Source organism: Arthrobacter sp. APC 3897, assembly GCF_030407495.1.
In the GTDB taxonomy this organism is placed as follows: domain Bacteria; phylum Actinomycetota; class Actinomycetes; order Actinomycetales; family Micrococcaceae; genus Arthrobacter_B.
Genome location: NZ_JASDDG010000006.1, coordinates 43,568 through 66,544, shown reverse-complemented (window position 1 = coordinate 66,544; position 22,977 = coordinate 43,568). Strand labels below are relative to the sequence as shown.

Annotated in this window: 20 protein-coding genes, 1 pseudogene and 1 riboswitch; of the genes and pseudogenes, 11 read left to right on the top strand and 10 right to left on the bottom strand. The window is 66.4% G+C overall.

The window, feature by feature from the left end:
- The first annotated feature begins 90 nt into the window (after positions 1 to 90).
- Positions 91 to 792: a maleylpyruvate isomerase family mycothiol-dependent enzyme gene (locus QMA10_RS04715; protein ID WP_290166568.1), complete on the top strand. Its 702-nt coding sequence runs from the start codon at positions 91 to 93 to the stop codon at positions 790 to 792.
- Here QMA10_RS04715 and QMA10_RS04710 read toward each other — a convergent pair.
- Complete coding sequence (locus QMA10_RS04710; protein ID WP_290166566.1) at positions 687 to 1,988, bottom strand: glycosyltransferase 87 family protein; 1,302 nt, start codon at positions 1,986 to 1,988, stop codon at positions 687 to 689. The two genes, QMA10_RS04715 and QMA10_RS04710, sit on opposite strands and share 106 nt — an antisense overlap.
- Positions 1,989 to 2,107: 119 nt before the next feature.
- On the opposite strand from QMA10_RS04710, the gene QMA10_RS04705 reads away from it, so the two are divergent.
- Positions 2,108 to 2,947, top strand: a complete 840-nt coding sequence (locus tag QMA10_RS04705; protein WP_290166565.1) for a formate/nitrite transporter family protein — start codon at positions 2,108 to 2,110, stop codon at positions 2,945 to 2,947.
- On the opposite strand, the gene QMA10_RS04700 is transcribed toward QMA10_RS04705, so the two are convergent.
- A complete protein-coding gene (locus QMA10_RS04700; protein WP_290166563.1) occupies positions 2,944 to 4,365 on the bottom strand; it encodes a PLP-dependent aminotransferase family protein in 1,422 nt (473 codons plus the stop codon). The two genes, QMA10_RS04705 and QMA10_RS04700, sit on opposite strands and share 4 nt — an antisense overlap.
- On the opposite strand from QMA10_RS04700, the gene QMA10_RS04695 reads away from it, so the two are divergent.
- The 3 genes from QMA10_RS04695 (at position 4,364) to QMA10_RS04685 (ending at position 6,957) form a co-directional block, all read left to right on the top strand.
- Positions 4,364 to 5,299, top strand: a complete 936-nt coding sequence (locus QMA10_RS04695) for a DMT family transporter (RefSeq protein ID WP_290166561.1) — start codon at positions 4,364 to 4,366, stop codon at positions 5,297 to 5,299. The two genes, QMA10_RS04700 and QMA10_RS04695, sit on opposite strands and share 2 nt — an antisense overlap.
- Positions 5,300 to 5,735: 436 nt before the next feature.
- Positions 5,736 to 6,500: a hypothetical protein gene (locus QMA10_RS04690; protein ID WP_290166560.1), complete on the top strand. Its 765-nt coding sequence runs from the start codon at positions 5,736 to 5,738 to the stop codon at positions 6,498 to 6,500.
- Between the two features lie 34 nt (positions 6,501 to 6,534).
- Positions 6,535 to 6,957, top strand: a complete 423-nt coding sequence (locus QMA10_RS04685; protein WP_290166559.1) for a DJ-1/PfpI family protein — start codon at positions 6,535 to 6,537, stop codon at positions 6,955 to 6,957.
- A gap of 43 nt (positions 6,958 to 7,000) precedes the next feature.
- Here the strand turns inward: QMA10_RS04685 and QMA10_RS04680 are convergent, their stop codons facing one another.
- Positions 7,001 to 7,225 (bottom strand): GrpB family protein, encoded by a 225-nt coding sequence (locus QMA10_RS04680; RefSeq protein WP_290166557.1) that lies wholly within the window; start codon positions 7,223 to 7,225, stop codon positions 7,001 to 7,003.
- 61 nt (positions 7,226 to 7,286) lie between these two features.
- Positions 7,287 to 7,430: pseudogene (locus QMA10_RS04675) on the bottom strand (GrpB family protein); the annotation flags it as partial.
- An 82-nt stretch (positions 7,431 to 7,512) separates the two neighbouring features.
- Here QMA10_RS04675 and QMA10_RS04670 point away from each other — a divergent pair.
- Positions 7,513 to 9,966, top strand: coding sequence for an alpha/beta fold hydrolase (locus tag QMA10_RS04670; protein WP_290166555.1), 2,454 nt, complete (start codon positions 7,513 to 7,515; stop codon positions 9,964 to 9,966).
- 6 nt (positions 9,967 to 9,972) lie between these two features.
- Here the strand turns inward: QMA10_RS04670 and QMA10_RS04665 are convergent, their stop codons facing one another.
- From QMA10_RS04665 to QMA10_RS04655, 3 genes are read right to left on the bottom strand one after another with little or no spacing between them, the layout of a single operon-like run.
- Positions 9,973 to 10,239: a hypothetical protein gene (locus QMA10_RS04665; RefSeq protein WP_290166553.1), complete on the bottom strand. Its 267-nt coding sequence runs from the start codon at positions 10,237 to 10,239 to the stop codon at positions 9,973 to 9,975.
- A 39-nt stretch (positions 10,240 to 10,278) separates the two neighbouring features.
- Positions 10,279 to 11,109 carry a putative protein N(5)-glutamine methyltransferase gene (locus QMA10_RS04660; protein ID WP_290166552.1) on the bottom strand — a complete coding sequence of 277 codons (831 nt, stop codon included), beginning with the start codon at positions 11,107 to 11,109 and terminating at the stop codon, positions 10,279 to 10,281.
- 60 nt (positions 11,110 to 11,169) lie between these two features.
- The gene (locus QMA10_RS04655; RefSeq protein ID WP_290166551.1) at positions 11,170 to 12,219 is read right to left on the bottom strand and encodes a DUF4334 domain-containing protein; all 1,050 of its coding nucleotides are present in this window, start codon (positions 12,217 to 12,219) and stop codon (positions 11,170 to 11,172) included.
- A gap of 512 nt (positions 12,220 to 12,731) precedes the next feature.
- On the opposite strand from QMA10_RS04655, the gene hrpB reads away from it, so the two are divergent.
- From hrpB to QMA10_RS04630, 5 genes are all read left to right on the top strand, one after another.
- The gene (gene hrpB / locus QMA10_RS04650) at positions 12,732 to 15,500 is read left to right on the top strand and encodes an ATP-dependent helicase HrpB (protein ID WP_290166549.1); all 2,769 of its coding nucleotides are present in this window, start codon (positions 12,732 to 12,734) and stop codon (positions 15,498 to 15,500) included.
- Between the two features lie 63 nt (positions 15,501 to 15,563).
- Positions 15,564 to 16,625 carry an FUSC family protein gene (locus QMA10_RS04645; protein ID WP_290166548.1) on the top strand — a complete coding sequence of 354 codons (1,062 nt, stop codon included), beginning with the start codon at positions 15,564 to 15,566 and terminating at the stop codon, positions 16,623 to 16,625.
- 39 nt (positions 16,626 to 16,664) lie between these two features.
- Positions 16,665 to 17,333 (top strand): response regulator transcription factor, encoded by a 669-nt coding sequence (locus QMA10_RS04640; RefSeq protein WP_290166547.1) that lies wholly within the window; start codon positions 16,665 to 16,667, stop codon positions 17,331 to 17,333.
- Complete coding sequence (locus QMA10_RS04635; protein ID WP_290166545.1) at positions 17,330 to 18,598, top strand: HAMP domain-containing sensor histidine kinase; 1,269 nt, start codon at positions 17,330 to 17,332, stop codon at positions 18,596 to 18,598. The genes QMA10_RS04640 and QMA10_RS04635 overlap by 4 nt, the downstream gene beginning before the upstream one ends.
- 97 nt (positions 18,599 to 18,695) lie before the next feature.
- Complete coding sequence (locus tag QMA10_RS04630; RefSeq protein ID WP_290166543.1) at positions 18,696 to 19,178, top strand: hypothetical protein; 483 nt, start codon at positions 18,696 to 18,698, stop codon at positions 19,176 to 19,178.
- A 152-nt stretch (positions 19,179 to 19,330) separates the two neighbouring features.
- Here QMA10_RS04630 and QMA10_RS04625 read toward each other — a convergent pair whose 3' ends face one another.
- The 3 genes from QMA10_RS04625 to QMA10_RS04615 all read right to left on the bottom strand — a co-directional run bounded on the left by QMA10_RS04625 (position 19,331) and on the right by QMA10_RS04615 (position 22,866).
- The gene (locus QMA10_RS04625) at positions 19,331 to 20,212 is read right to left on the bottom strand and encodes a LysM peptidoglycan-binding domain-containing protein (RefSeq protein ID WP_290166542.1); all 882 of its coding nucleotides are present in this window, start codon (positions 20,210 to 20,212) and stop codon (positions 19,331 to 19,333) included.
- Positions 20,213 to 20,215: 3 nt separating this feature from the next.
- Positions 20,216 to 20,368, bottom strand: a riboswitch (cyclic di-AMP (ydaO/yuaA leader).
- 558 nt (positions 20,369 to 20,926) lie between these two features.
- Positions 20,927 to 21,571, bottom strand: a complete 645-nt coding sequence (locus QMA10_RS04620) for a response regulator transcription factor (protein WP_290166540.1) — start codon at positions 21,569 to 21,571, stop codon at positions 20,927 to 20,929.
- The gene (locus QMA10_RS04615) at positions 21,559 to 22,866 is read right to left on the bottom strand and encodes a histidine kinase (protein WP_290166633.1); all 1,308 of its coding nucleotides are present in this window, start codon (positions 22,864 to 22,866) and stop codon (positions 21,559 to 21,561) included. Before QMA10_RS04615 ends, QMA10_RS04620 begins: the two co-directional genes overlap by 13 nt.
- Between the last annotated feature and the right edge of the window lie 111 nt (positions 22,867 to 22,977).

Sequence of the window (22,977 nt, the reverse complement as noted above, 5' to 3'; positions counted from 1 at the left end):
GCCTTTTGCCGGTGCAGGACGTTTGCTAGAACTGGGGCAGCCGTGCGCACGCAGCACAACACGCCGCAGTCATTACGTGAGAGTGAAATCATGAGCACAGGGAAAAGCACCGGAGAGGACTTGTGGGCCCTGATCCACACGGAGCGCGCAAAGCTGGCCGAGGACCTCGACAACCTCTCCGGTGAACAGTGGCAGCACGGCACGCTGTGCACCGGGTGGACGGTTGAGCAGGTCCTCGCACACCTCACCGCAGCGGCAAGCACCAACCAGCGGCAGTGGATGCGGAGCATGATCAGCGCCCGTTTCCGTCCCGATGTCCATAACCAGCGGCGGGTGGCCGAGCATCTGGGCTTTACTCCGGCGCAAACGCTGCAGGGGTTCCGGGCCGTCATCAACAGCACCACCGCCCCCTCGGCACACACCGCAGCGTACCTGGGTGAAGTGCTGGTGCATGCCCAGGACATCCGCCAGCCGCTGGGGTTACCCCGGACTCCGGCTCCGGAGGCCCTGGACCCGGTCGCCGAGTTCTTTGCCTCCCGGGATTTCGCCGTTCCCAGCAAAACCTATGCCGAAGGTCTGCAGCTTCGGTCAACGGACAGCACCTTCAACGCGGGCTACGGATTCCTGGTCACAGGACCGGTCCTTGCCCTGGTCATGAGCATGGCCGGCCGCGCCGCCTATCTGGATCAGCTCGCCGGGCCGGGGGCCTCAACGCTCCGGGGACGGGTTGAACGGAACCTGGCCAACGTCTCAGCGCCGCCCGCCTCCGGGGCAGGATCCGTTGCCCAGTAAACCAGGGCCAGGATCGGAAGGATCACGCCAAGGCTGGTGAACAGCTCCAGAGCGGCAGGTCCCTGCCCGCTGACCTCGCCGGTGAGGGTCATCGTGACGGTGATGGAAGAGAGCATGAACACGGGCACCATGGCTGCGGCCAGCACGGTTCCCGCCGCGCGCACCCGGGCCGGCCGCCGTCGTACCGACACCCACAGCGCCGGCAGGACCAGGGCAATCCAGACCCAGTGGTGGAACCAGGAGATGGGGGAAATCGCCAGCATCACCACGGCGTTGGCGCTGATCGCGGCCACGGTGTCCCCGCGCATATCGGCTCGGCGGATGGCCAGGAAACCCAGCACGACGACGGCGGCACCGGCCGCCAGCCACAGCGGACGCTGGAGGGCCCCGGGCGTGCCCAGATGCGCGATCATCGAGTTCAGCGACACGTTGTACATGTCGGTGGTGTCGCCCACTCGGCTGGGGTCTGAGAGCGCATCGAACCAAAAGGTGCGCGACTGCGCCGGGGAGGCAAGCCACCCCGCCGCCACCGTGGCGGCAAAAGCGGCCCCCATGGTGAGGACGGCGCGCCAGTCGCGGCGCACCAGGAAAATCAGTCCGAAGGCCAGGGGCGTGAGCTTGATGCCGGCCGCCAGCCCGATCAGCAGACCGCGCGGCACGCGGCCGGCGGGGCGGAGGAGATCCGCCGCGATCAGGAGCATGAGCATCGGATTGATCTGTCCGAAGCCAAGGCCTTCACGCCACGGCCCGAGCAGGCCAATCAGCACCGTGGCCAGGACAATGATTCCGGCGGGACCGCCGAGCACCGCCTGGATCCGGGCGGGGACGGCATCATTGAGCTGCAGGTAGCGGGCCGTCAAGACGGCAACCGCCAGAAGACAGATGCAGGAAGTTGCGGTCAGGAGCACCAGCCCGGCGGCTTCGGGCAGGAAAGCAAAAGGTGCCAGCAGCAGCGCGGCGAACGGCGGATACGTGAACGGCAGCCCGCGGGTGTCCGTCTCCACCAGGCTGGGGTCATACAGCTGGTGCTCGCTCCTGCCCAGGAACGCCAGCGCACCTTCGCGGTACACGGTGAAGTCCAGCCCGTGGATCTGGGCGCCAAGGACTACAAGCGCCAGGGCGGCGGGTAGGCCAAGAATCAGCCAGAGGAGCGCGGTGCGGGGCCGCGTGCCGTGATCAGTCGTCGATAAAGCCATGCCTGCCAGTCTAGTTTGGACCGTGATCTCCCGGCGTTCCCCCTAACTTAGTCAGCAGGCTTAGTGTTGTACCCGGCGCAGTCCGAAGTTCAGGATGCAAACGCAGCGAAGGGAACGGCATGAGCGAGCAACGCCGCAGGGAAATCGGGGAGTCGGAAGCTCCCGTTGAGGACGAACTGCAGGAGTCCTTTGAAAACACCGTCACCGAAGGCGCTGAACGGTTGCACCGTACGTTCCGTGCCGTCCTGGTGACGGGCGTGTTCGGCGGGCTCGAGGTGGGACTGGGCGTCCTGGCTTATCTGGCCGTGATGCATCAAACGGGAGACCATCTCCTGGCCGGAATAGCCTTCAGTGTGGGCTTGATTGCGCTGTTCCTGGCCCACAGCGAGCTTTTTACCGAGAACTTCCTGATGCCGGTGGCAGCCGTTATTGCGAAGGAAGCCAGGCTGCGTCAGCTCGGCAAGCTCTGGGGAGTCACGCTGCTGGGCAACCTTGCCGGCGGGTGGATCATCATGTGGATTGTGATGCAGGCTTTCCCGCAGTGGGAGAGTCTCATCGAGGAATCAGCCCGGCACTTCACCGACGCACCCTTCTCCCTGCAGACCGTTGCGCTGGCGGTCCTGGGCGGAAGCACCATCACGCTGATGAGCCGCATGCAGCAGGGCACCTCCTCGGACCCGGCCAAGATCGTGGCCACCGTGATCGGCGGCTTCCTCCTGGCCGGACTCCAGATGTTCCATTCCATTCTGGATTCCCTGCTGATCTTCGGCGCCATCCAGTCCGGCGCCGGGATCACCTACCTTGAATGGCTCACCTGGTTTGCTTACACGCTGCTCTTCAACATGGTGGGCGGACTGGTGCTGGTGACTGCCCTGCGCCTGGTCCGCACGAAAGAACTCCTCAAGGAACGCCGCGAGGAGGCTCCCGACGATCCCGACGCATCCCGCCGCAGCGGCTAGGGCTTCCCCTGCTGCCGTGCCAGGGCGCTGCCGATAATCCGGGCTCCTTCCGGGAAGGCGCCCGGATCCTGCCCGGAATAGTTCAGTCTGAGATGCGGTCCCGTGGGCTCGGCCGGGAACCACTCGTTTCCGGTGCCGACGACGACGCCGCCGCTCTCACAGTCCCTCACGAGCCGGGGCAGGTCGGTGCCGTCCGGCAGATGCAGCCACAGGTTCAGCCCTCCGCGCGGCAGGACCGGCAGCTCAGCCCCGGGCACATGCTCACGCAGCGACGCCGCCAGCAGATCGCGGCGGTCAGCCAGCTGCCGTCGCAGTCCGCGCAGGTGGGTTCTCCACGCGGGCTGGGTCACGACGTCGAGTGCCACCGCCTGCAGAATTGGGCTGACGTACATGGACTGCGCCTGGGTGTCGGCAAGGATACGTTGCCGGGCCGGTCCACGGGCCACAATTCCGGCAACCCGTACCGCCGGAGACACGCTCTTGGTCAACGACCGGAGGTAGACCACGTGTCCGCCGTCGTCCCGCGCCGCCAAGGGGGCCGGGTCCGCGGTGATACCGAAATCGTGGGCCCAGTCGTCCTCGATGAGGAACGCACCGAACCGGCGCACGACGTCGAGCACCTCAGCCGAAAGATCCGACGCCCACTGGATGCCGGTGGGGTTGGCAAAAGTGGGCTGGGCGTAAAAAGCGCGGGCGCCGGTCTGCTCGAAGGCGCGCACCAGGTCGTCGGGATCGGGGCCGCTGACACCGCTCGGGATCGGAACGACCTCCACCCCGGCCTGCTCCGCAGCGAGGATGGCGCCCCAATATGTGGGCGATTCCATCAGCAGCGGCCGGCCGGAACCCACCAGTGCCCGGAAGGCGGTGCTGAGTCCACTCTGGCTGCCGGGGAGGACGACGACGTCGGACGCCACCGGGGGAGCGGAACCGGCCGGGGCCGCGGCTTCGAGCTCGGCGGCGAACCATGCCTGCAATTCAGGTAGACCAGCTGCGGGGGAACGGCTCAGTGCGGCGCTGGTGCGCGCCGCCCGCGTGAAGGCTGCCCGGACGAGCCGCTCGGGCAGCAGCTCCCGGTCGGGATACCCGGAGTGCAGGGCAATGACGTCATGGGGGGCGGTCCGCAGGGCAGCGGACAACTGAGGCAAACGGGCCTGGGGAGAGCCAAGTGCCGCGGTCTGCCATCCGTAGTCGTGGGCGCGCGCTGTCCGGGCGGCGCGGACAAAGGTACCCACGCCCGGGCGGCTTTCGATGACCCCCTGCGCGCTCAGTGTCCGCAGGGCCTTCTGCACGGTCACCGGACTGGCGGCGTACTGGGCCACCAGCTCACGGGTGGAGGGGATTCGGGTACCCGGCGCCGCCGTCGAAATCCAGGCACGCAGGCCTGTGACGATGCGTACGCTGCTGCTATCGTGAGACATGACACAGCATAGTAGCGCTACTCTTCGACAGGCACCACCGCTATCCACTTCCGGCGCCGGCTTGAAGGCCGGGCTGGGGTGGGGTTTGCTGGGCGTTGCGGCGTTTTCCCTGACCCTGCCGGTGACCCGGATTGCGGTGCAGGACGGCGGACTCACTCCGCTCTTCATTGGTTCCGCCCGAGCCGTTATTGCCGCGCTCCTGGCAGCGGCAGCCCTGGCTTTGACCAGGCAGCATTTTCCGCAGCGGCGGCAGTGGGCGCGCCTGGCGCTGGTGGCCGGCGGCGTCGTCCTTGGATTTCCGCTGTTGACATCCTTCGCGCTGACAACTGCTCCGGCCAGCCACGGCGCCGTCGTCATCGGCCTGCTGCCTGCGGCCACAGCTGTGGCCGCCGTCCTGCGGGGACATGAACGTCCGCCGCTGTTCTTTTGGATCATGGCCGGTGCCGGCGCAGCCGCGGTGCTGGTTTTTGCTGCCCTCCACGGCGGGGGACTTGGCGGCCTCCACTGGTCCGACCTGCTGCTCTTCGGCGCCGTGGCGGCAGCCGCCGTCGGTTACGCCGAGGGTGGTTTGCTGGCGCGGGAACTCGGAGCCTGGCAAACCGTGTCGTGGGCGCTCGTCCTCGCAGCACCGCTGATGCTGGTGCTGACCGGAGTTGCGGTTGTGAGGCAGCCGCCGTCGGGCTCAGCAGGTGAGTGGATGGCGCTCGCCTATCTCGGTGTGGTCAGCATGTTCCTCGGGTTCTTTGCCTGGTACCGGGGACTGGCCATCGGCCCGATGGCCCAGGTCAGCCAGATTCAGCTGGTCCAGCCGGTGCTGACCATTTGCTGGGCTGCCCTGCTTATCGGCGAGCAGCTCACCTGGCCCACGGTGCTGGGCGGAGCTGTGGTGATCGTCTGTGCCGCGGTCTCCGTAAGGGTCCGGCTGCAGCGGTAGCTGGGCCGGTGAGTCCCTGGGCATCTTGGGCACGCATTCTCGGTGTTCCCCCGGAATCCTTGGCTGGGAGGGGCACACGGAATTATCGGCAGAAAAATGACGGTTCAGTTCTCATGTTTGTTTCGTTGTTCGGAGTTGGGATTTTGGTGGGGCCCGAGTGGGCCATGGCGGCGGCCCACGGCCTCACGGACCGGGAACTGGCACGTCGTTCACAAACGTTAGCCGTGCTTCGGAACACGCACTTGCTCGGGAGCACGCCTGCTCCCGGGAAGACCGGGCCGAAGCGGGCCTGAGCGAGATGGCAAATACGTTTGTGCTGCTCGGCAACGAAAGCCCCGGGATCCCGGCCGCGCGACATCACGCCAGCCCAGCGGGCACGGTTGTGGCATGATGTGCGTAACAAAGAGCATTCTCCCTCCGGCAGACGGGTGTCGCCATGAAACGCTCGGTGCGCGCCTACGCCGTGGCCGCCGGTGTCTGCGCTCTGGCGGCAGCATCCACCGGGTGCGGCGAAGAGGTGGGGCCGACGGCGACCGCAACCGAGACGGCTACGGCCACGTATGCATCGATGGGCGCCGCTTATCAGGCCGTTGACACCGTGGCGGGCTGCGACGATGACGAGCCTGAGCCGCCGGACTACTTCCACACGGCGGAGTTCCTGGACGGCGGCGGATCCGTGGCAGAAATCAGAATGTGCACACGTTCGGCCGGGGTTTTCTGGTTCGAAACTTCCGAAGACCGGGCTGCTGTCTATGACCTGGTCGCAGGCACTGGAGGCAGCGACGAGCTGGTGCATTACGCCCAAGGGTACAACTGGTTCCTGGCCGACCTCTCGGCCACCCGCCTTGGTATCCCCGGGCGGGTACTGGACGTGGAGCATGTGGCCGATCAGCTGGATGCCAGTTATTCGGAGGCTGCCATTTACGCCACCGTGACCATGGACGAGCCGAAGTCGCTGCCGCCCCTGCCCGGCGGAATCCCGAGAGGAACTGCCTTCTTTGACGAAGTGAGGCGGAGCGCCCCCACCCTGACACCGGAACGGATTGACGACCAAGGGCTCCTCACCACGGGGTATGTGGCCTGCATCGATCCGGAGAGGGCACCAACTCCCGAGCAGGCCCTGGAGTCCCTCGTGGAGCGCGGCTTCACGGAGGCGGAGGCTGAGGTTATTTTCACGGCCGGCGGGAAGTACCTGTGTTAGTCCATTTGATCCCTGAAAGGAACCTATGAAGCACATGGGTATTCTGCTTTTCGACGGCGTGGAGGAGCTCGACGCTGTCGGGCCCTGGGAAGTTCTGGCCTACTGGACGCGGCACTATCCGGAGGACGGGTACGACGTCGCGCTCGTTACTGCGGACGGGAAACCCGTAACGGCGGCAAAAGGGATGGTCATGACGCCGCATCTGTCACGTGCTGAAGCCCCGGACTTTGAGGTGTTCCTTCATCCGGGCGGTTTCGGCACCCGCGCCCTGACCAAGGATGAGGAGCATCTGGATTGGATCCGCAGCATGCGCTCGGATGTTCCGCTGATGACCAGTGTCTGCACCGGCAGTCTTGTTTATGCGGCGGCGGGGATTCTCGCTGGCCGTCCCGCCGGCGAGGATCGGGCCCGCGAAGTCCGCCGCGGCATCCAGTACGATCCCGAGCCGCCCGTCTAGCCTGACTGTCGCCCAGCGGGTTGTCGCCCAGCCGGGCTGTCATCTAACCGGTGCGCTCATCCAAACCGGCTCCGGCGGCCATTCTGGTCTGTGCCCTGTCCAGGAAGGCGGTCTTTGCGCGGGTGTGGTCGTCGTAATCGGAGGCCGAAGCGTGCTGCACCGCCAGGGTCCGCTTCACCGTTTCGTAGTTCCGTGCTTCGTCCGGGTTTTCGCGCAGCCAATCCCGGAAGACCAGCACATAGTCGCCGAACGGTGAATCCTGCCGCATCTGCCGCCGGCAAGGTTTTGGTGCGGATCTGGAGGTCGATGACGGGTTTCGCTGCAAGTCCGGGAACGGCGGTCGAGCCGATGTGCTCGTAAGTGAAAGAGGATGAGTCCTTCAGCCCGGCGAGTGAGGCTTCGATCCTTATAAGCCAGGCGCGGGCAAGCACCGGCCATGCGGGATCGTACTGACAGATCTCGGCGGCAGGCATCCCCACATCCTAAGGGGTAGCGTCGGTGCAACGTGTTAGCTTCTGATCGAACGGAAATTCACGCAATGACAGGGAGCCCGTGATGGAATCCGGAAATACGTTGGAACACCTGGATGTGCTGATCATCGGCGCCGGGCTGAGTGGAATAGGCGCTGCATGCCGGCTGCTCACCGATCATCCCGGCCGATCCATCGCACTCCTTGAATCCCGCGGCCGTTCAGGAGGAACCTGGGACCTCTTCCGGTATCCGGGAGTGCGCTCGGACTCCGACCTGTACACCTTCGGTTACGACTTCCGCCCGTGGCTGGAGGAAAAGGCCATTGCGGACGGGCCGAGCATCCTGTCCTATCTGAAAGAGACTGCCGCCGAGTACGGCGTGGACGCCCTGATCCGCTACCACCACAAGGTGATTTCAGCGGATTGGTCCAGCCGGGATGCACGGTGGAACATCACCGTGGAGCGCACCAGGACTCCGGAACCCGGCCCGGACTCAGTTTCGGACTCAGCGCCGGCCGAGCCTGAGGGCACCGGAGAAACCCTGCACCTGACCGCCGGCTGGATCTTCAACGCTGCCGGCTACTACCGCTACGACGAGGGATACACCCCCGAGATTCCCGGGCGTGAGCGGTTCAGCGGTCGGATTGTGCATCCGCAGGACTGGCCGGAAGATCTGGAGGTGTCCGGCCAACGGGTCGCCGTCATCGGCAGCGGCGCCACCGCGGTGACTCTCGTACCGGCGCTCGTGGAACTTGGTGCCCGGGTGACGATGATCCAGCGCACCCCCACCTATATCCTTCCCATCCCCGCGGAGGATCCGATCGCGCGGAGGCTGCGCGGCGTCGTCGGACCCGAACGCACCGGAAAGATCATGGCCGAAGTCAGTGCCCGCCGGCAGCGCGCCATCTGGGCCTTCTGCCAGCGCTGGCCCACCCAGGCGCAGAAGCTCATCCGCGGCATCCAGTCCCGTGTGCTGCCGGAGGACTTTGACCTGGACACGCACCTGAATCCGCCCTACCGGCCGTGGGACCAGCGGCTGTGCGCCGTTCCGGACGGTGATTTCTTCAAGGCGCTGGGCAGCGGCAACGCCACCATGGTCACCGGCCAGACGGCCGCGTTTACCGAACACGGCGTGCGCCTGGCATCCGGGAAAGAAGTGGAAGCCGACGTCGTCGTGACCGCCACCGGCTTGTCCCTGCGGATTCTGGGCGGCATGGAGCTGAGGCTGGACGGCGTGCCGGTAAACCTTACGGAGACCGTCGCGTACCGGGGCGTCATGCTCAGCGGCATCCCGAACATGGCGTTTGCCATCGGCTACACCAACGCGTCATGGACCCTGAAGGTAGGGCTGCTGACGCGGTGGTTCTCCCGGCTGCTGACCCGCATGGACCGCCTCGGCCACACCGCCGCCGTTCCCGAGGCGCCGGCGGGCATGCCCACGCGGCCGCTGCTGGATTTTGGTGCCGGGTATATCCAGCGCAGCATGGCTGACCTGCCGCGGCAGGGAACACAGGCGCCCTGGCTCATGACCATGAACTTTTTGGCCGACCGCCGGGACCTGCAAAAGGGGGCACTGGTTGATGGGCATCTGCAGTTCTCGGGTCCGCAGGGGATCCTGCCCGGCACGCAGGAGGAAGACCGCTTTGTAACTCTCGGGTCAGGAGTCCGGCTCTGCTATCGCCTTGACGGACCCGACGACGGTGAGCCGGTGGTCCTCGTGGCAGGCCTGGGGATGGATTTGCTGTCCTGGAACGCTGCGTTTGTGAACGGGCTGGCAGCCGCCGGATACCGGGTGATTCGCCTGGATAACCGTGACGCGGGGCGTTCCAGCCGGATGACTAACCCCGTGCCCAGCCTGCTGCAGCTGGCGCTGGCCCAACCGGTGCCCGGCGCGTACCGGATTGAAGATATGGCCGAAGACGTGGTGGGTCTGCTGGACCACCTTCAGGTGGACCGGGCGCATGTGGCGGGAATGTCCATGGGCGGCATGATTGCCCAATCCGTTGCGGCTCATTATCCGGACCGGGTCCTGACCCTCACCTCGATCATCTCCACCACCGGTGCACGGAAAACCGGCGCTGCGGCACTGTCAACCAAACGCCGGTTTGCCGCCCGGCCGCCGCGGACACGGGAGGAATTCATCAAGGACCGCGTGGGCATGATGCGCCATCTGTCGGGCCGGGTGCATCCGGCGGACCCGGCGGAAGAAGCCCGGGCCGGCGGACTGGCCTGGGACCGGGGCGTGTATCCGGACAACGGAACAGCACGTTCCCGGCACCTCGGTGCCATTAACGCTTCAGCGGACCGGACGGCCGATCTTGCCGGGATCAAGGCGCCAACACTGGTGATCCACGGTGACCGGGACCCCATTGTGCATCCCAGTGGGGGAGCGGCAACCGCTGCGGCCATTTCCGGTTCGCGGCTGGTGACGGTGCCCGGCATGGGCCACTATTTCCATCCCGCCGTGGTGCCGGAGCTGCTGCGGCTCATGACCGGGCATTTTCCGGCGGGACGGACTCCTGAGGAGGACGCGTACTGAGTTGTCCTAGCCGCCCATCCCGGGGGAAACCGGAACGAAATTGATCTTGTTGTTGTCCGGGGCCTGCTTGTTCGCGAGGCGGTTGAAACCTTTGGCGTCCAAACGGTTCTTCGCGCGGAAAACTGCCAGGGCGTCGTCGTACGCCTTGTTGATCCGGGCGCCCGTCAGGACTTCGGTGGTGCCGTCCGTGAAAACGATGCTGACCGGGGCGGACTTGGGGTAGTGCCGGTCCATGCGGATGAAGCCGTCATTGTCCTGCTGAAGAGTAATCAAGGGGTTCCGCCTTAGAAGATGGTGAGCTTCCAGTCTTCCCTATTTCCGGACAGCCGCCGTACCGGGTGCCCGCCGGCCGACGGCGATTGTTGCCTCGGCGTCCCCGCCGGTGATGATTTCGGGACGCAGCCCCTGTGCCGCCAGGAGCTGTGCCACAACGGGCGCCTGCCCTGCGCTGCACTCCACCAGTACCGAACCTCCGGGTGCCAGCCAGTCAGACGCCGACCCGATGATGCGCCGAATGAGGGTGAGGCCGTCAGCGCCGCCGTCGCGCGTGACAACCGGTTCATGATCGCGCGCTTCAAGAGGCAGGGTGTCCAGTTGTGCGGTGGGGACGTAGGGTGCATTCGCGACGACGACGTCCGCCCGGCCGGGCAGGGATGGCGGCAGCGCACTGAAAAGATCGCCGGCCAGAACGGTTGCCCGGCCCGCCAGGTTGATGCGGGCACACGCAACGGCTGCGGGGTGGAGGTCCACGGCGTAGGCCTCCAGCGAATGGCTGGTACGGGAGGCGATCGCCAGGCTGACGGCTCCGGAGCCGCAGCAAAGCTCAATGAGCACCGGCTTGGCCAGGGCGCTGATCAGCGAGATGGCGTGGGCGGCCAGGAATTCCGTCCGCCGCCGGGGAATGAAGACGCCGGGAAAGACCTGTACCCGGAGCCCGCAGAATGCGGCCCAACCGAGGACCTGTTCCAGCGGCAGCCCGGCGCATCGTTGCTGCACCATCCGTTCGAGGTTCTTTAAACCAGCTGACTCAGCGCTGCGCTTGACGGCTTCAGCAAGCAGGAGACGGGCTTCTTCCTCGGCGAAGACACACCCGGCCGCCCGGAGCCGTGCTGCGAGCCGTTCTTCAGGAATGTTCCGGTGCACAGGGATACTGTCACAGCTGCGGCGGCGCGGGGCAAGAGACCGGGCCGGGCGTGCTGCCCGCTAGCTGATCCTCGCCAGCGTAAACATGAAGGGAGGATGGGGTCCGGGCATGTCCATCGCTCCCAGCAGGTTGTCCGCGTCCACTCTGCGGAAGGCATCGTTGATGGGCAGGGCGTCGTAGATCATGGTGGCCGACACTGTGCCGCGGTATTCCATCAGGCGGACCCGTGCCCTTGGTCGGGTTGTTCGGAGCAGCCGCAGCAGCGGGCTGATGACGCGGCCAACGGCCGGACGGCGCAGGACGGGGCCGAGCCTTAGGGCTGTCCGAAGCGGAACAAACCGCGGATTCACCTCGAAGAGGCTGCCGTCCCTGCCGCTGAAGACCAGTGGGTGTGCGGCCTCGGCGCCCTCGAATTTCTTCCCCTGCCAGCCTAAGCTGCCCAGTACACCGTCGAGGGGATGGCCGGTTGGCACTTCTGCCCCCTGCCATGAACCGCTGAGCTCATCGATGCCAACCGGAGGAAGGGAGTCAAAAAACGCCAGGGCCTCAGCGGAGCTGGTTCCGGTGCTGAGGCAGTTCAGTCCGGCCAATGCCGGGGTGAGGCCGCCGGTGGGGCTCGCTGCGTTGGGGCTGGTGCCAGAGGAACTGCCGAGTTGGGCACCGGACAGCGGTGCATGGGCGTTCAAAGGTCCACCGGCACGCTCGAGCGTTTCGGCTTCGGACTGTGCGTCCCTATATCTGGCGGTGAAGGCTCCCGCGGCCGCAGGATTTGTTGCCGGCGAACTGCTTCGGATGCTGCGGTGCTTTCCACTGCTGTTCTCGAACTCCACAACAAAGTCATTTCCCAGCTCTGCTGCAAGGTGAGCGGCCAGCGTTCTTCCCTGCTCTCCGTGAGCCCGGTTCGTAGGCTTTAGCCTTGTGCGCCTGCTGCCGGGAGCCGCGCCGGTGATTGAGGCGTAGTAGCGGTTTTCCCAGCCGGCCAGGTCCGTTTTGAGCTGTTCGCTGAGGTGCGAGTCCCCGAAACTGACGGGGCCGTCAGAAAGCCAGACCGGAGATTCAGCCCATCCGGGGAACAGTCGAACGGGGATGGGAACGTGAGGGGAGTCCACGGGGCCTTCTTCTCTTCGGTGGTTCTAGCGTTGAGGGTGGTTCTAGCGTTGAGGGTGGTTTTAACGTTGAGGCGAATGTATGACAAAGGTGCCGTCCCGGTCAGCATCTCCTCGAAGCGGGTTTCCCGGTTCGCAGCGCTCATCTCGGCCGCCCCGGAGAAAGCCCGGCTGTCGACCGGATATCGCTGGAGGCTGGTGAGCGGGTGGTGAGCGGATGCAACGAGATTCGGTTGCTGGAGGAATTAAAGTCAGCGGCGGCTGCGGCGCAGGCCCGCGCAGGGTTGGCGTGGAAGGCTGCGGCGGTTGTATGCGGTTGCCGGGGCAGGGCGGCTAACAGCCATGGATGCGAAGGCACGATTGGTGCCGAAGGGCTTGGCACGGTTCATAGCAGTGCGGGACCAAACTGCTGGAATTGCAGTAACGATGAGCACTGCCCGGGCTGCGCGGGACACCGCCCGCGCGGTACACGGGACACGGACCAACGGGACACACCGGAGAACACACCGGCCGCCATGCCCGGACAGCAGGCACACGGTGGTCACCACCACTCCTGCCGGACACGGGAGAATGGACCGGTGAGCACACAGCATTCAACCGGCAATCCGGACCGGCCAAACGCCCCGGCCCGGCCTCCGTTCAACCTGCAGCACATCGGCTCGGGACTGGTCTTCGCCGAGGCGCTGCCGGATCTGGAGGCCGTTCTGGACCCGCTGAACGGAAGGAACGCGGCCGTGGTCCAGGCGCCGCCGGGGACCGGTAAAACAACCTTGGTTCCGCCGCTGCTGGCCAATCTGCTCATCAACAAAGCTCCCGCTGAGCCGCAGTCGCGGATTATCGTGACCCAGCCGCGCCGGGTGGCCGCGAGGTCGGCAGCGCGCCGGCTCGCAGTGCTGGACGGGAGCCGGTTGGGCGGCAGGGTCGGCTACACCGTCCGCGGTGAAAGCCACACCGGGCCGGAAACGGTCATCGAATTCGTCACCCCGGGGATCCTGCTGCGCCGTTTGCTGGCCGATCCGGGATTGGACGGCACCGCTGCTGTGGTCCTGGACGAGGTCCACGAGCGCGGGTTGGAAACGGATCTGTTGCTGGGCATGCTCACTGAAGTCCGGCAGCTGCGCGACGACCTCACCCTTGTGGCCATGTCGGCCACCCTGGATGCACCCCGCTTTGCTGCGCTGATTGGCGGCGCAAACGGCAGCGGGGGATTCGGGGACGGCCCGGTTCCCGTCGTCGGCTGCTCCTCGGCACTGTATCCGCTGGACGTCCGGTGGGTTCCGGCGCCGTCCCTGCGGTTGGACGAGCACGGAGTGACCCGCAGTTTCCTGCAGCACGTGGCTGATACAGCTGCCGAAACACACAACGAGCTGCTGGCCGAAAACCCGGAGGCCGACGCCCTTGTCTTCGTGCCGGGCGCCTGGGAAGTTTCCGCAGTGGCCGCACGCATCCGCAGCCGGGCAGGCACCGGAACCGAGGTGCTGGAGCTGCATGGACAAATCGATCCGAGGGAACAGGACAGAGCTGTCTCCGGGAGGTCAGCCGGTGACAAGCCGCGCATTATCGTCTCCACCAGTCTGGCTGAATCCTCCCTGACGGTTCCGGGTGTGCGTCTGGTCATCGATTCCGGCCTGGCCCGGGAACCGCGCCGGGATGCAGTGCGCGGCATGTCGGGCCTGATGACCGTATCCTGTTCCCGGGCTTCCGCGGAACAACGCGCCGGACGCGCTGCCCGCCAGGGGCCGGGGCGAGTCATCCGGTGCTACGACGAACGAACCTTCGGAGCCGCACCCGCGCATCAAACACCGGAGATCTCCGTCGCGGACCTGACGGCTGCAACCCTGGTGCTGGCCTGCTGGGGTGCACCGGGCGGTGAAGGACTGGCTTTGCCGGATACACCGCCGCGCACCGCCATGGCAGACGCCCAAAGCGTGCTGCGGGACCTTGGTGCGGTGGAAGCCTCCGGCGCCGCCACACCGCTCGGTAAAACGCTGGCAGGAATCCCTGCCGACCCCAGATTGGCGCGGGCACTGCTGGACGGGTCCGGTGTGGTTGGCGCTCGTCCGGCGGCCGAGACCGTGGCCCTGGTTGCCGGAGACCACCGCGCGCCGGGTGCCGACCTCACGCGCCTTCTCACCGCGCTGCGCTCGGGACGGGATGCCGGAGAGCGGCGCTGGTCGGAGGACGTACGGCGCATGCAGTCCATTGCCCGGCGTGGCGAAGCAGCTCCGCGCAACGGAACAGCCCGCAGAGAGAAACCGGCCCGGGAGAAACCTGTTGATGTGGCAGCCGCCGACGCCGTGGGCTTCGTGATCGGGCTCGCGTTTCCGGACCGCATAGCCCGGCGGGTGCCCGGCGAAGGACCTGAGCGCTATCTGCTCTCCTCAGGGACACGCGCAGGCTTGCCGGCGGGCAGTCCGCTGACAGGCCATGAATGGTTGGCAGTTGCCGAAGTGACCCGCGCCCAGGGAAGGGACGCAGCGGGAACGGGTGCCGTCATCCGTGCCGCGGCACCGTTGAGTGAGGAAGCTGCTGCTGCCGCGGCACGGCACCTGCTCACGGACACAATGGAGGCACGATTCGTCTCCGGCCGGGTCACGGCCCGGCGGGAACGCCGGCTGGGCGCGATCGTGTTGTCCTCAACGCCTGTCCGTCCGTCTGCTGAGGAGGGGAAACCGGCCGTGGCACGTGCTGTGGCGACGGAGGGCCTCGGCGTCATCGGGTTCTCTCCCGCCGCGGATTCCCTCCGCCGCCGCCTGGCCCTGATCCACCGGGAGCTGGGGGATCCGTGGCCGGATGTCTCGGAATCGGCGCTGCTGGCAAGGTTGGACGATTGGCTGGCACCGGAACTCAACGCGCTCGCCGCAGGTGCCTCCGTAAACGGCATCGATCTCACCGAGCCGCTGCGCCGGCTGCTGCCCTGGCCCGAGGCATCCCGGCTGGCAGAGCTGGCGCCGGAACGGCTGGCCGTTCCCAGCGGATCCCAGGTACGGATTGGTTATCCGGACCCCGACGACGAGGATGGCAGGCCGGTTGTGGCCGTCAAGCTGCAGGAGTGCTTCGGCTGGGCGGAAACCCCGCGGGTGGTTCAGGGCAGGGTGCCGGTGCTCTTCCACCTGCTCTCACCGGCACGCCAGCCCCTCGCCGTCACGGATGACCTGGCTTCATTCTGGGCCGGGCCGTATCAGCAGGTCCGGGCGCAAATGCGCGGCCGGTATCCCAAGCATCCCTGGCCCGAGGATCCCTGGTCAGCGAAGGCCACGGCAAAAACCAAGGCGAGGATGTAGCTGCGACCGGCATCACGTGGGTGGCTCCGCGGCTGCAGCGCGGTCTGCTCATAGGCTTATGGGGTGGCAATTCGAGACTTCCTGGCGGTCCCGGCAGGCCGCGGCCACAGATTCCCGGCGGTGAGGGTTGCCGCCGGCCTCCTGATCCCGTTACTGGTGCTGATTCTCCTCGGCCGTACGGACCTGACCATGTGCGCCATTTTCGGTTCGCTGACAGGAGTCTTTGGCCGCAGCGAACCCCACTGGCGCCGGCTCCGGCATCAGGCACAGTCCGGTGTACTCATGATCCTGACCGTGACTGCCGGTGTCTCCATGTCCCTGGCCGGTCGAAGCGACTGGGAAGTTGTTGCCGCCGCCACAGTCATTGCCGGCATCATTTCCGTTGCCGCCGATTATCTGCGGGTCCGGCCCGCCGGACCGTTCACCTACATCTTCGCTTTCACCGCAACGGCCGCTGCGCCCTTCACGGGAACCGTGGGGGAAGCTGCCCTGGCGGCAGGAGGCGGCGCGGTAACGGCGGTCGTCCTGGGTATTGCCGGGCGCGCCCATGCCCGCCGCCACAGCCCGCACCTGCACCGGCCTGCCGTGCCGCCGCCGAACTGGCGGGCGATCCTGCAGCATTCGGGCAGATACGTCGCCGCCGTGGCAGCGGCCGGTTCACTCGCCGTCGTCGCCGGTCCCGGACACAGCTACTGGGCGATGCTGGCTGCCTGTGCTCCGATTGCTGCCGCAAGTACGGCCCGAGCACCGCTGCGGGCCGCTCATTTCATCGCGGGAACCTACGCCGGAGTGCTGCTCTCCGCGCTGCTCCTCCAACCGGACTGGACGCCGGTGCAGCTGGCTGTCCTGTTGACCCTGCTGCAGTTTGCCGGGGAGATGTATGTTATCCGGCACTATGCGCTGGCCATGGTGTTCCTGACCCCTGTGGCCCTGCTGATGACCGGCTTCGTATCCACCCAGCCGGTCCGGGACCTGACCATTGACCGGGCCGTGGAAACCACCATCGGGGCGGCAGTTGCCGTCGCCGTCGTCCTGCTCACCACCCGCCGCAGGGAACCGCAGGCTCCCTCCACAGAGAGCGCGGCACCACCAGTTGAGGGGTACCGGCAGCCAAACCGGAGCTGACCCCGGGTCCGCCGGAAGCCAGGCATATAGACTCGCGGCATGACGGACCGACCCCGGATTCTCGTCGTGGAAGATGACCGGCAGCTGTCCCGGATGCTGGCGGACCTCCTGGAATCGGAGGGCTATGCCGTCACCCTGGCTTTTGACGGCCAGCGCGCACTCCACGAAGGTCTCACCCGCCCCTACGACGTTCTGCTCCTGGACCGTGGACTGCCCGCCATCGAGGGGCTGGATGTGCTGACCCGGCTCCGCAGCCGCGGGGTGCTGACACCGGCCCTCATCCTGTCCGCCCTGGGCAACCCCGCGGACCGCGTCGAGGGACTGGACCGCGGAGCCGAAGACTACCTGGCCAAGCCTTTTGACATTGACGAACTCCTGGCCCGGCTTCGTGCACTGCGGCGCCGGAACATCACCCGGGTTCCTGTTCTGCCCGTGCCCGGCGGCGTGCTCGACACCGCCGGCCGCACGGTAACAACAGACGCCGGAAACGTGGTGGTGCTCTCGGAGCGTGAGAGTGCCCTGCTGGAACACCTTGCCCGCAGGCCCGGCCAGGTTTTTCCGCGGGCTGACCTGTTGGACGCGGTCTTTCCTGAGGCCGACGACGACGGCGTGGTGGACACCTATGTGCATTACCTCCGGCGCAAGCTCGGCAGGGAAACAGTCCTGACGGTGCGCGGGATCGGTTATCGGCTCGGTACCGGGCCATGAGAATCCGGCGGCGGCTGAGCGGGAAACCGCGCAGCCTGGAGGAGGCTGAACTGCGCCGCGCCGCACTGCGCCTGGCAGTGCAGTTCACCGCACTGACGGTGGTCCTGCTGGGATTGGCTGCCGTCCTCGTGTACGGACTGGTGTCCACCCAGACCAGGAGCGCTGCTGAGCAGACCCTGCTTTCAGCGGTGGATTCCAAGTCTCCGCGGGACGTTCCGCTGGATGTGTTTTTGGCCGTGTACGACGACGGCCGGCTGGCTGTGTCCCGCAATATGCCTTCGGGTTTGCCTGACGAAGAGGCGCTGGCCGACGTTGCAGCAAGCGGAGAATCCCGGCGGGACCTGGTGACTGCAGGGGACCGTAGCTATGAAGTCCTCACTGTCCGCCGCGGAGGTGATGTGGTGCAGGCGGCAGTCGATACGGGGGACGCGGCTGAGCAGCTGCGCCGTCTGGCCCTGGCACTGGTGGTGTCGGTTCTGGCGGCAGGGATCGCCGCCGGCGCGCTGTCGGCCTGGGCGGCGCGGGCTGCCATGCGGCCGATGGCCGAAGCCCTGGCCCTGCAGCGGCGTTTCGTTGCTGATGCCAGCCATGAATTGAGGACACCGCTCACGCTCCTGAGCATGCGTGCCCAGATGCTTCGCCGCCGTCTGTCCGCAGAGGCAGTGGAACCCCGGTTCCGGGACGCCGCGGTTCACGCTGCCGACGAGGTGGTGGAGGACACCAAGGTGCTCAACGGGATCCTCGAAGACTTGCTGATGTCTGCCGATCCCCGGCACACGGGCCCCCTGGAGGAGATCAACCTGGTGGAACTGGCCGGCTCCGCCGTCAACTCCCTGCAGCCGGCGGCTCATCGGCGGGGATTGGTGCTGGAACTGGACGCCCCTGATCCGCAGGTGCCGGTGCGGGGCGGACAGTTCGCACTGCAGCGGGTATTTACGGCCCTTGGCGATAACGCCCTGGAGTATGCCCGTTCACGGGTGCGCTTCTCGGTTCGAAAAAGCGGCCGGGAAGCGGTCATTCGTGTGTCCGATGACGGCCCGGGTTTTCCTCCCGGTTTCAGCAGGCAGGCCTTTGAACGGTTTGCCTCGGCCCGCGACCGGACAGACGAAACATCAGGGCCGCGGCACTACGGCTTGGGACTGGCCCTCGTGGCGGAAATTGCGGCACGGTACGGGGGCAGCGTCCAGGCCCTGCCGGCAGTGAACGGCTCGGGGGGTGTGCTGGAAGTGCGGTTGCCGGCAGCACGGGAGCATTCCCCGGCCTGAGCGGCGGGCAGGAGCAGTGGAAGTCTAAGAATCCTCGAAGAATCGGCTCCGAGAATAGTTGTGTAGGTGAACGACTATATGGAGGTGAACAAACACAATGGCTTTCCGGGATAAGGTTCGAGGCCCGCTGGGTTGGATTCTTGGCGTTGTGGGAGGTCTGGCACTGCTCGGTGGTGCCTTTTTTGCCGGCCTGGCCACTGGTGACAACGGTGTTGACCAGGAACAGGCATCAGTGACTGAGCAGCAGGAGAACCGGCAGCAGGAGGAGAACCCGGAGGAGAACCAGCAGGACCGGGACACGGACAAGGATGCTGAATCCAAGCCGGAAAAGGAGAGGGGCGACGGCGGCGACAAGATGCGCGGCGGCGGAAACGAGCCTCAGGATGACGGGCAGGAACTCCAGGACGGCACTACCGGGGAAGGTACCCCGGACGACCGCCCGGCGGACGACCGTCCGGCGAAGGACCGGCACGGAGACAGGGACGGCCGCGGCCATGGTGACCACCATGAAGACGGTGACCACCATGAAGACGGCGGGAACGGCGGAGACTCAACCACGGAAGAGCAGCCCGCGGCCTGACTGTCAGGCCTCGGCCGGCACGCCACTGACCGAAGATGTGCCCTCATTAAAAAGGAAACGCCCGGCCAATTGGCCGGGCGTTTCCCTACTACATCCATCGGAGCGCAGGTCCGTTCGCTTCCCGCACTCCGGTGGGAGCTATTGGTGCGTGCTTACGCTACGCGGTAGTAGACAGCACCGGAACCGACGTTGGCGCTCTGCTGAACCGTCTGGTTGCCGTTCCATCCGCTGTGGATGGCCTGGCCGTCACCAACGTAGATGGCGATGTGGGCAAGGCCCATGCCGCCGTCGGCGTAGTAGGCGATGTCACCGGGCTGGGGGTCAGATACCGGGGTACCGTAGGCAGCCAGCTGTGCCGGAGCCAGATCGCCCACCGAGTGGCCGGCTGCCCGGAGGGCAACCTCCACCAGGACGGTGCAGTCCTGGGCGGCGCCCATCTGGGCGTAGGCGGAGTTCAGCATGATGGAGTTCGTGCCGCCGACAGCTGTACCCGTGGAAGCAGCCGGAGTCACGGAGGACACCGGGGTGCTGAAGGTGCTGAAGTCGGCTGCGGCCGGGCTGGCTTCCACCGGTGCGGCGTAGACGGCCTCAGCCGGTGCAGCGTAGGCAGCCTGGGCTACCTCGGCAACTGCGCCGCCGGCATACGTGATGACGTCACCGGGGTAGATGATGGATTCCAGCGCAAGGCCGTTCAGGGCCAGGACACTGTCCAGGCTGACGCCGTAGGTGGCTGAAATTGCGCTCAGGGTGTCACCCGGCTGGACAACGTGGGTTGATCCGGTGGCAGCTGCGGCAGGTGCCGGAGTTTCCACAGGAGCGGCTACAGCAGCAGGAGCGCTGTAAGACTCGGTTGAGTCGTTGGCGGTGACGCCTGCCGAGGCGGGGCCGGCCATGCTCAGCACCAGGCCGGAGCCTGCCGCGAGAACTGCAGCGGCGCTGCCCACGGTGCGGGCCTTGCCGCTTGCGGTGTTTGCGATTGCGGCCCACACTCCGGTGTTTCCGGCGCTGTGACGTCCACGAGTATTGTTCAACATAGAGTTACCTCTCCCGATACCTGCGAGGTGAGCTGTCGGATGCGGATGGGAGTCATCCGGCCCGCCGAAGAAAACCTCGGCCGACTTAACCCCAAGGATTCAAAGGAACCCGTAAGTGGTTCCCCCGCCTCTGCCGAAGAGTGAAATTTGTGGACCTTGACCAGCGGCAGAGCTAGGTAACAAGCCAAGGGCGCCGTTTCAGGTAACGGCATGGCTTCAACAGTACAAGCCGATTACGGGAAGGTAACTATTTAGTAACGGACGCCGCAGAGGTGCGTGATCGGGGCCGCTGGAGGGTATCGGTGGCCGGTGGCACAGTAGGCAGCCCAGCCGCTCGACCCCGGCGGTGCGGGAACTTCACGAACACCCGTGATCAGCCGCCGGAACCGTCGGACGGGCGAATCCTTCCGGCCTGCGGCGTGACGGGGTCAACTCCGCGTATCCGTGGACCAGGTCACAGGCTGAAGCCTCAGCCGCCTGTCCGCGCCGGATCCTGTCAGCACGGCCGCCCCTGTTCTGCCGGCAGCGACCCGTGGTCCCCGCCGTCGGTTCTCCCGGTCCCCATGACACAAAATTCCCTTTATCAACACTAGTCACATTCCCCGGATAAAACACATTTCCTCCGCCCGGTTGCGCTGTGCGGGAAATCAGGGCAGAGAGTCCAGAATTTTTTGGGCGGCACAGAGTTGCAGGATTTCGGCACATTCCCGGCGATTAGGAACGCAGGTACGCCAAAGCGGCCAGTACCCGGCGGTGGCCGCTGTCTGACGGAGAAAGCCCGAGTTTCGCGAAGATATTACCGATGTGCTTGCTGACAGCCGTTTCGGAAACGGAAATGGCCTGGGCAATGGCGGTATTGCCCAGCCCCTCGGCCACCAGTCCCAGCACCTGGAATTCCCGCGGGGTCAGCGACCGCACCGGGTCCTGCGTGCCGCGCCGGCTGAAGAGCTGGGCAATGACTTCCGGATCCATCACCGTTCCTCCGGCCAGGACACGCCTCAGGGCGTCTACGAAATCACCCACCTTGCCCACGCGTTCCTTCAGGAGGTAGCCCACGCCCTGTGCACCGGAGGCCAGCAGCCGGCTGGCATATCTGTCCTCTACATAGGAGGACAGGACCAGGACCGGAAAGTCCGGCACCTGCGCACGCAGGTCCAGCGCGGCGCGCAGCCCCTCATTGGTGAACGACGGCGGCATCCGGACATCCAGGACCGCACCGTCGGCGCTCCCTGGTTCAAAAGCGGCGAGCAGATCCTCGGCGTTGTTGGCCGAACCGACCACTTCGAAGCCCTCGCCCTGCAGCAGCAGCTCCAGGCCCGCGCGCAGCAGGGCATCGTCTTCGGCGATTAAAAGGCGCATGGCAGTTCCACTCTTAGATCGGTTGGCCCGCCCGGCGGGCTGGTGAGGATCAGCTTCCCGCCAAAGGCTGAGGCCCGGCGTGCAATTCCCGCCAGCCCGGTGCCCCCGCCGGATTCGCTGCCTGTCCCGGATTCGCTGCCGGAGCCGCTGCCGGGCGACGGCGGAAGTGCAGCCCCGCCGCCGCCGTCGTCCCGCACCCGGACCACCAGCACATCCTCGTGCGGGATTGCCTCCGTGCGCAGGACCACCTCGATGCGGGAGGCGTTGGAATGCCTTGCGGCGTTGGTGAGCGCCTCGGCCAGGACAAAGTATGCGGCTGATTCCACGGCGGCCGGAGCGCGCAGCAGGCCGTGCGCGTCCAGGGCACACGGGATAGGGGAGCGGCTGGTCAGGGCCGAAGCGGCTCCGCCCAGCCCGAGCTCATCAAGGATGGGCGGATAGATATCGTGCACGGCCTCGCGCAGTCCGGCCAGCGCCTCTGTAGCCGCATCCTGTGCGCGGCTGATGAACGGCGCAGCGGCGGCCGGATCGGTCTCTGCTGCGCGCTGGGCCAGCCCGAGCATCATCACCACCCCCACCAGCCGGTTCTGGGCGCCGTCGTGCAGTTCTCTTTCGATTCGGCGCAACTCAGCGGCATGGGCAGTCAGGGCGCTGGCCCGGGCAGTGGACAGATCCTGGATCCTGCGGGAGAGCTCGTCGTACCGGCGGGGCGAAAGAATGCCCAGCGTTCCGCCGCTGAGCCGCCGCGCCAGCCAGGGCGGCAGCAGCCAGGCCGCGTATCCGTAAACCAGGCCCAGCAGGACGGTGGCTCCTGCTGCCGGCCAGCCGGTCACCGGAAAGGCCAGCTCCAGCGGCATATCGGAGGGGAACAGTGTCCAAAACGGTGCCGCAACGACGTAGAGCAGTGCGGCCAGCGGCAGCCCCGCGGCCAGGCAGCCGGCCAGCAGGGCGAACGCTGCGTGGAACAACAGCCAGGACACATCGCGCTTGGTTTCGGGTGCGCTCACCAGCGCCGCGAGTTCCCCGAAGGTATATCTGTCTGCCAGCCGCCGGCGGTCAAAGGGCACCACGGCGGAGCCGTAGGCGCAGGCACGCGCCTGGGCCCGGGACGCCAGCAGGTTCAGAACTGCCAGCAGGCGGGGAACGGGATACAGGCCCACGCCCAGGGGCAGAAACGGAAGCAGGACGACGCCGGCTACAAGGACTCCCAGCGATGCAGGCCAGGCCAGCATTTCACGCAGGAGGAAACGAACGGCGCTCAGACGGGTCTCAAGGCTGGGCCGGGCAGGAAGCATCACCTGCCCGATTATGCCCTGCTCCGGTTCCGTGAGGGGTATAGCCAGCTATACCTCCGATTGGGGTGCAGGCCGTATCGGACCGGGCAGGTCTTCTCCGTAGCGTCGGAG

Excerpts from the sequence above, each read along its gene's own strand:
- QMA10_RS04715 (WP_290166568.1), top strand. The coding sequence starts at position 91 with ATGAGCACAGGGAAAAGCACCGGAGAGGACTTGTGGGCCCTGATCCAC.
- QMA10_RS04710 (WP_290166566.1), bottom strand. The coding sequence starts at position 1,988 with ATGGCTTTATCGACGACTGATCACGGCACGCGGCCCCGCACCGCGCTC.
- QMA10_RS04705 (WP_290166565.1), top strand. The coding sequence starts at position 2,108 with ATGAGCGAGCAACGCCGCAGGGAAATCGGGGAGTCGGAAGCTCCCGTT.
- QMA10_RS04695 (WP_290166561.1), top strand. The coding sequence starts at position 4,364 with ATGACACAGCATAGTAGCGCTACTCTTCGACAGGCACCACCGCTATCC.
- QMA10_RS04700 (WP_290166563.1), bottom strand. The coding sequence starts at position 4,365 with ATGTCTCACGATAGCAGCAGCGTACGCATCGTCACAGGCCTGCGTGCC.
- QMA10_RS04690 (WP_290166560.1), top strand. The coding sequence starts at position 5,736 with ATGAAACGCTCGGTGCGCGCCTACGCCGTGGCCGCCGGTGTCTGCGCT.
- QMA10_RS04685 (WP_290166559.1), top strand. The coding sequence starts at position 6,535 with ATGGGTATTCTGCTTTTCGACGGCGTGGAGGAGCTCGACGCTGTCGGG.
- QMA10_RS04680 (WP_290166557.1), bottom strand. The coding sequence starts at position 7,225 with ATGCGGCAGGATTCACCGTTCGGCGACTATGTGCTGGTCTTCCGGGAT.
- QMA10_RS04670 (WP_290166555.1), top strand. The coding sequence starts at position 7,513 with ATGGAATCCGGAAATACGTTGGAACACCTGGATGTGCTGATCATCGGC.
- hrpB (WP_290166549.1), top strand. The coding sequence starts at position 12,732 with ATGCCCGGACAGCAGGCACACGGTGGTCACCACCACTCCTGCCGGACA.
- QMA10_RS04640 (WP_290166547.1), top strand. The coding sequence starts at position 16,665 with ATGACGGACCGACCCCGGATTCTCGTCGTGGAAGATGACCGGCAGCTG.
- QMA10_RS04635 (WP_290166545.1), top strand. The coding sequence starts at position 17,330 with ATGAGAATCCGGCGGCGGCTGAGCGGGAAACCGCGCAGCCTGGAGGAG.
- QMA10_RS04630 (WP_290166543.1), top strand. The coding sequence starts at position 18,696 with ATGGCTTTCCGGGATAAGGTTCGAGGCCCGCTGGGTTGGATTCTTGGC.
- QMA10_RS04625 (WP_290166542.1), bottom strand. The coding sequence starts at position 20,212 with ATGTTGAACAATACTCGTGGACGTCACAGCGCCGGAAACACCGGAGTG.
- QMA10_RS04620 (WP_290166540.1), bottom strand. The coding sequence starts at position 21,571 with ATGCGCCTTTTAATCGCCGAAGACGATGCCCTGCTGCGCGCGGGCCTG.
- QMA10_RS04615 (WP_290166633.1), bottom strand. The coding sequence starts at position 22,866 with ATGCTTCCTGCCCGGCCCAGCCTTGAGACCCGTCTGAGCGCCGTTCGT.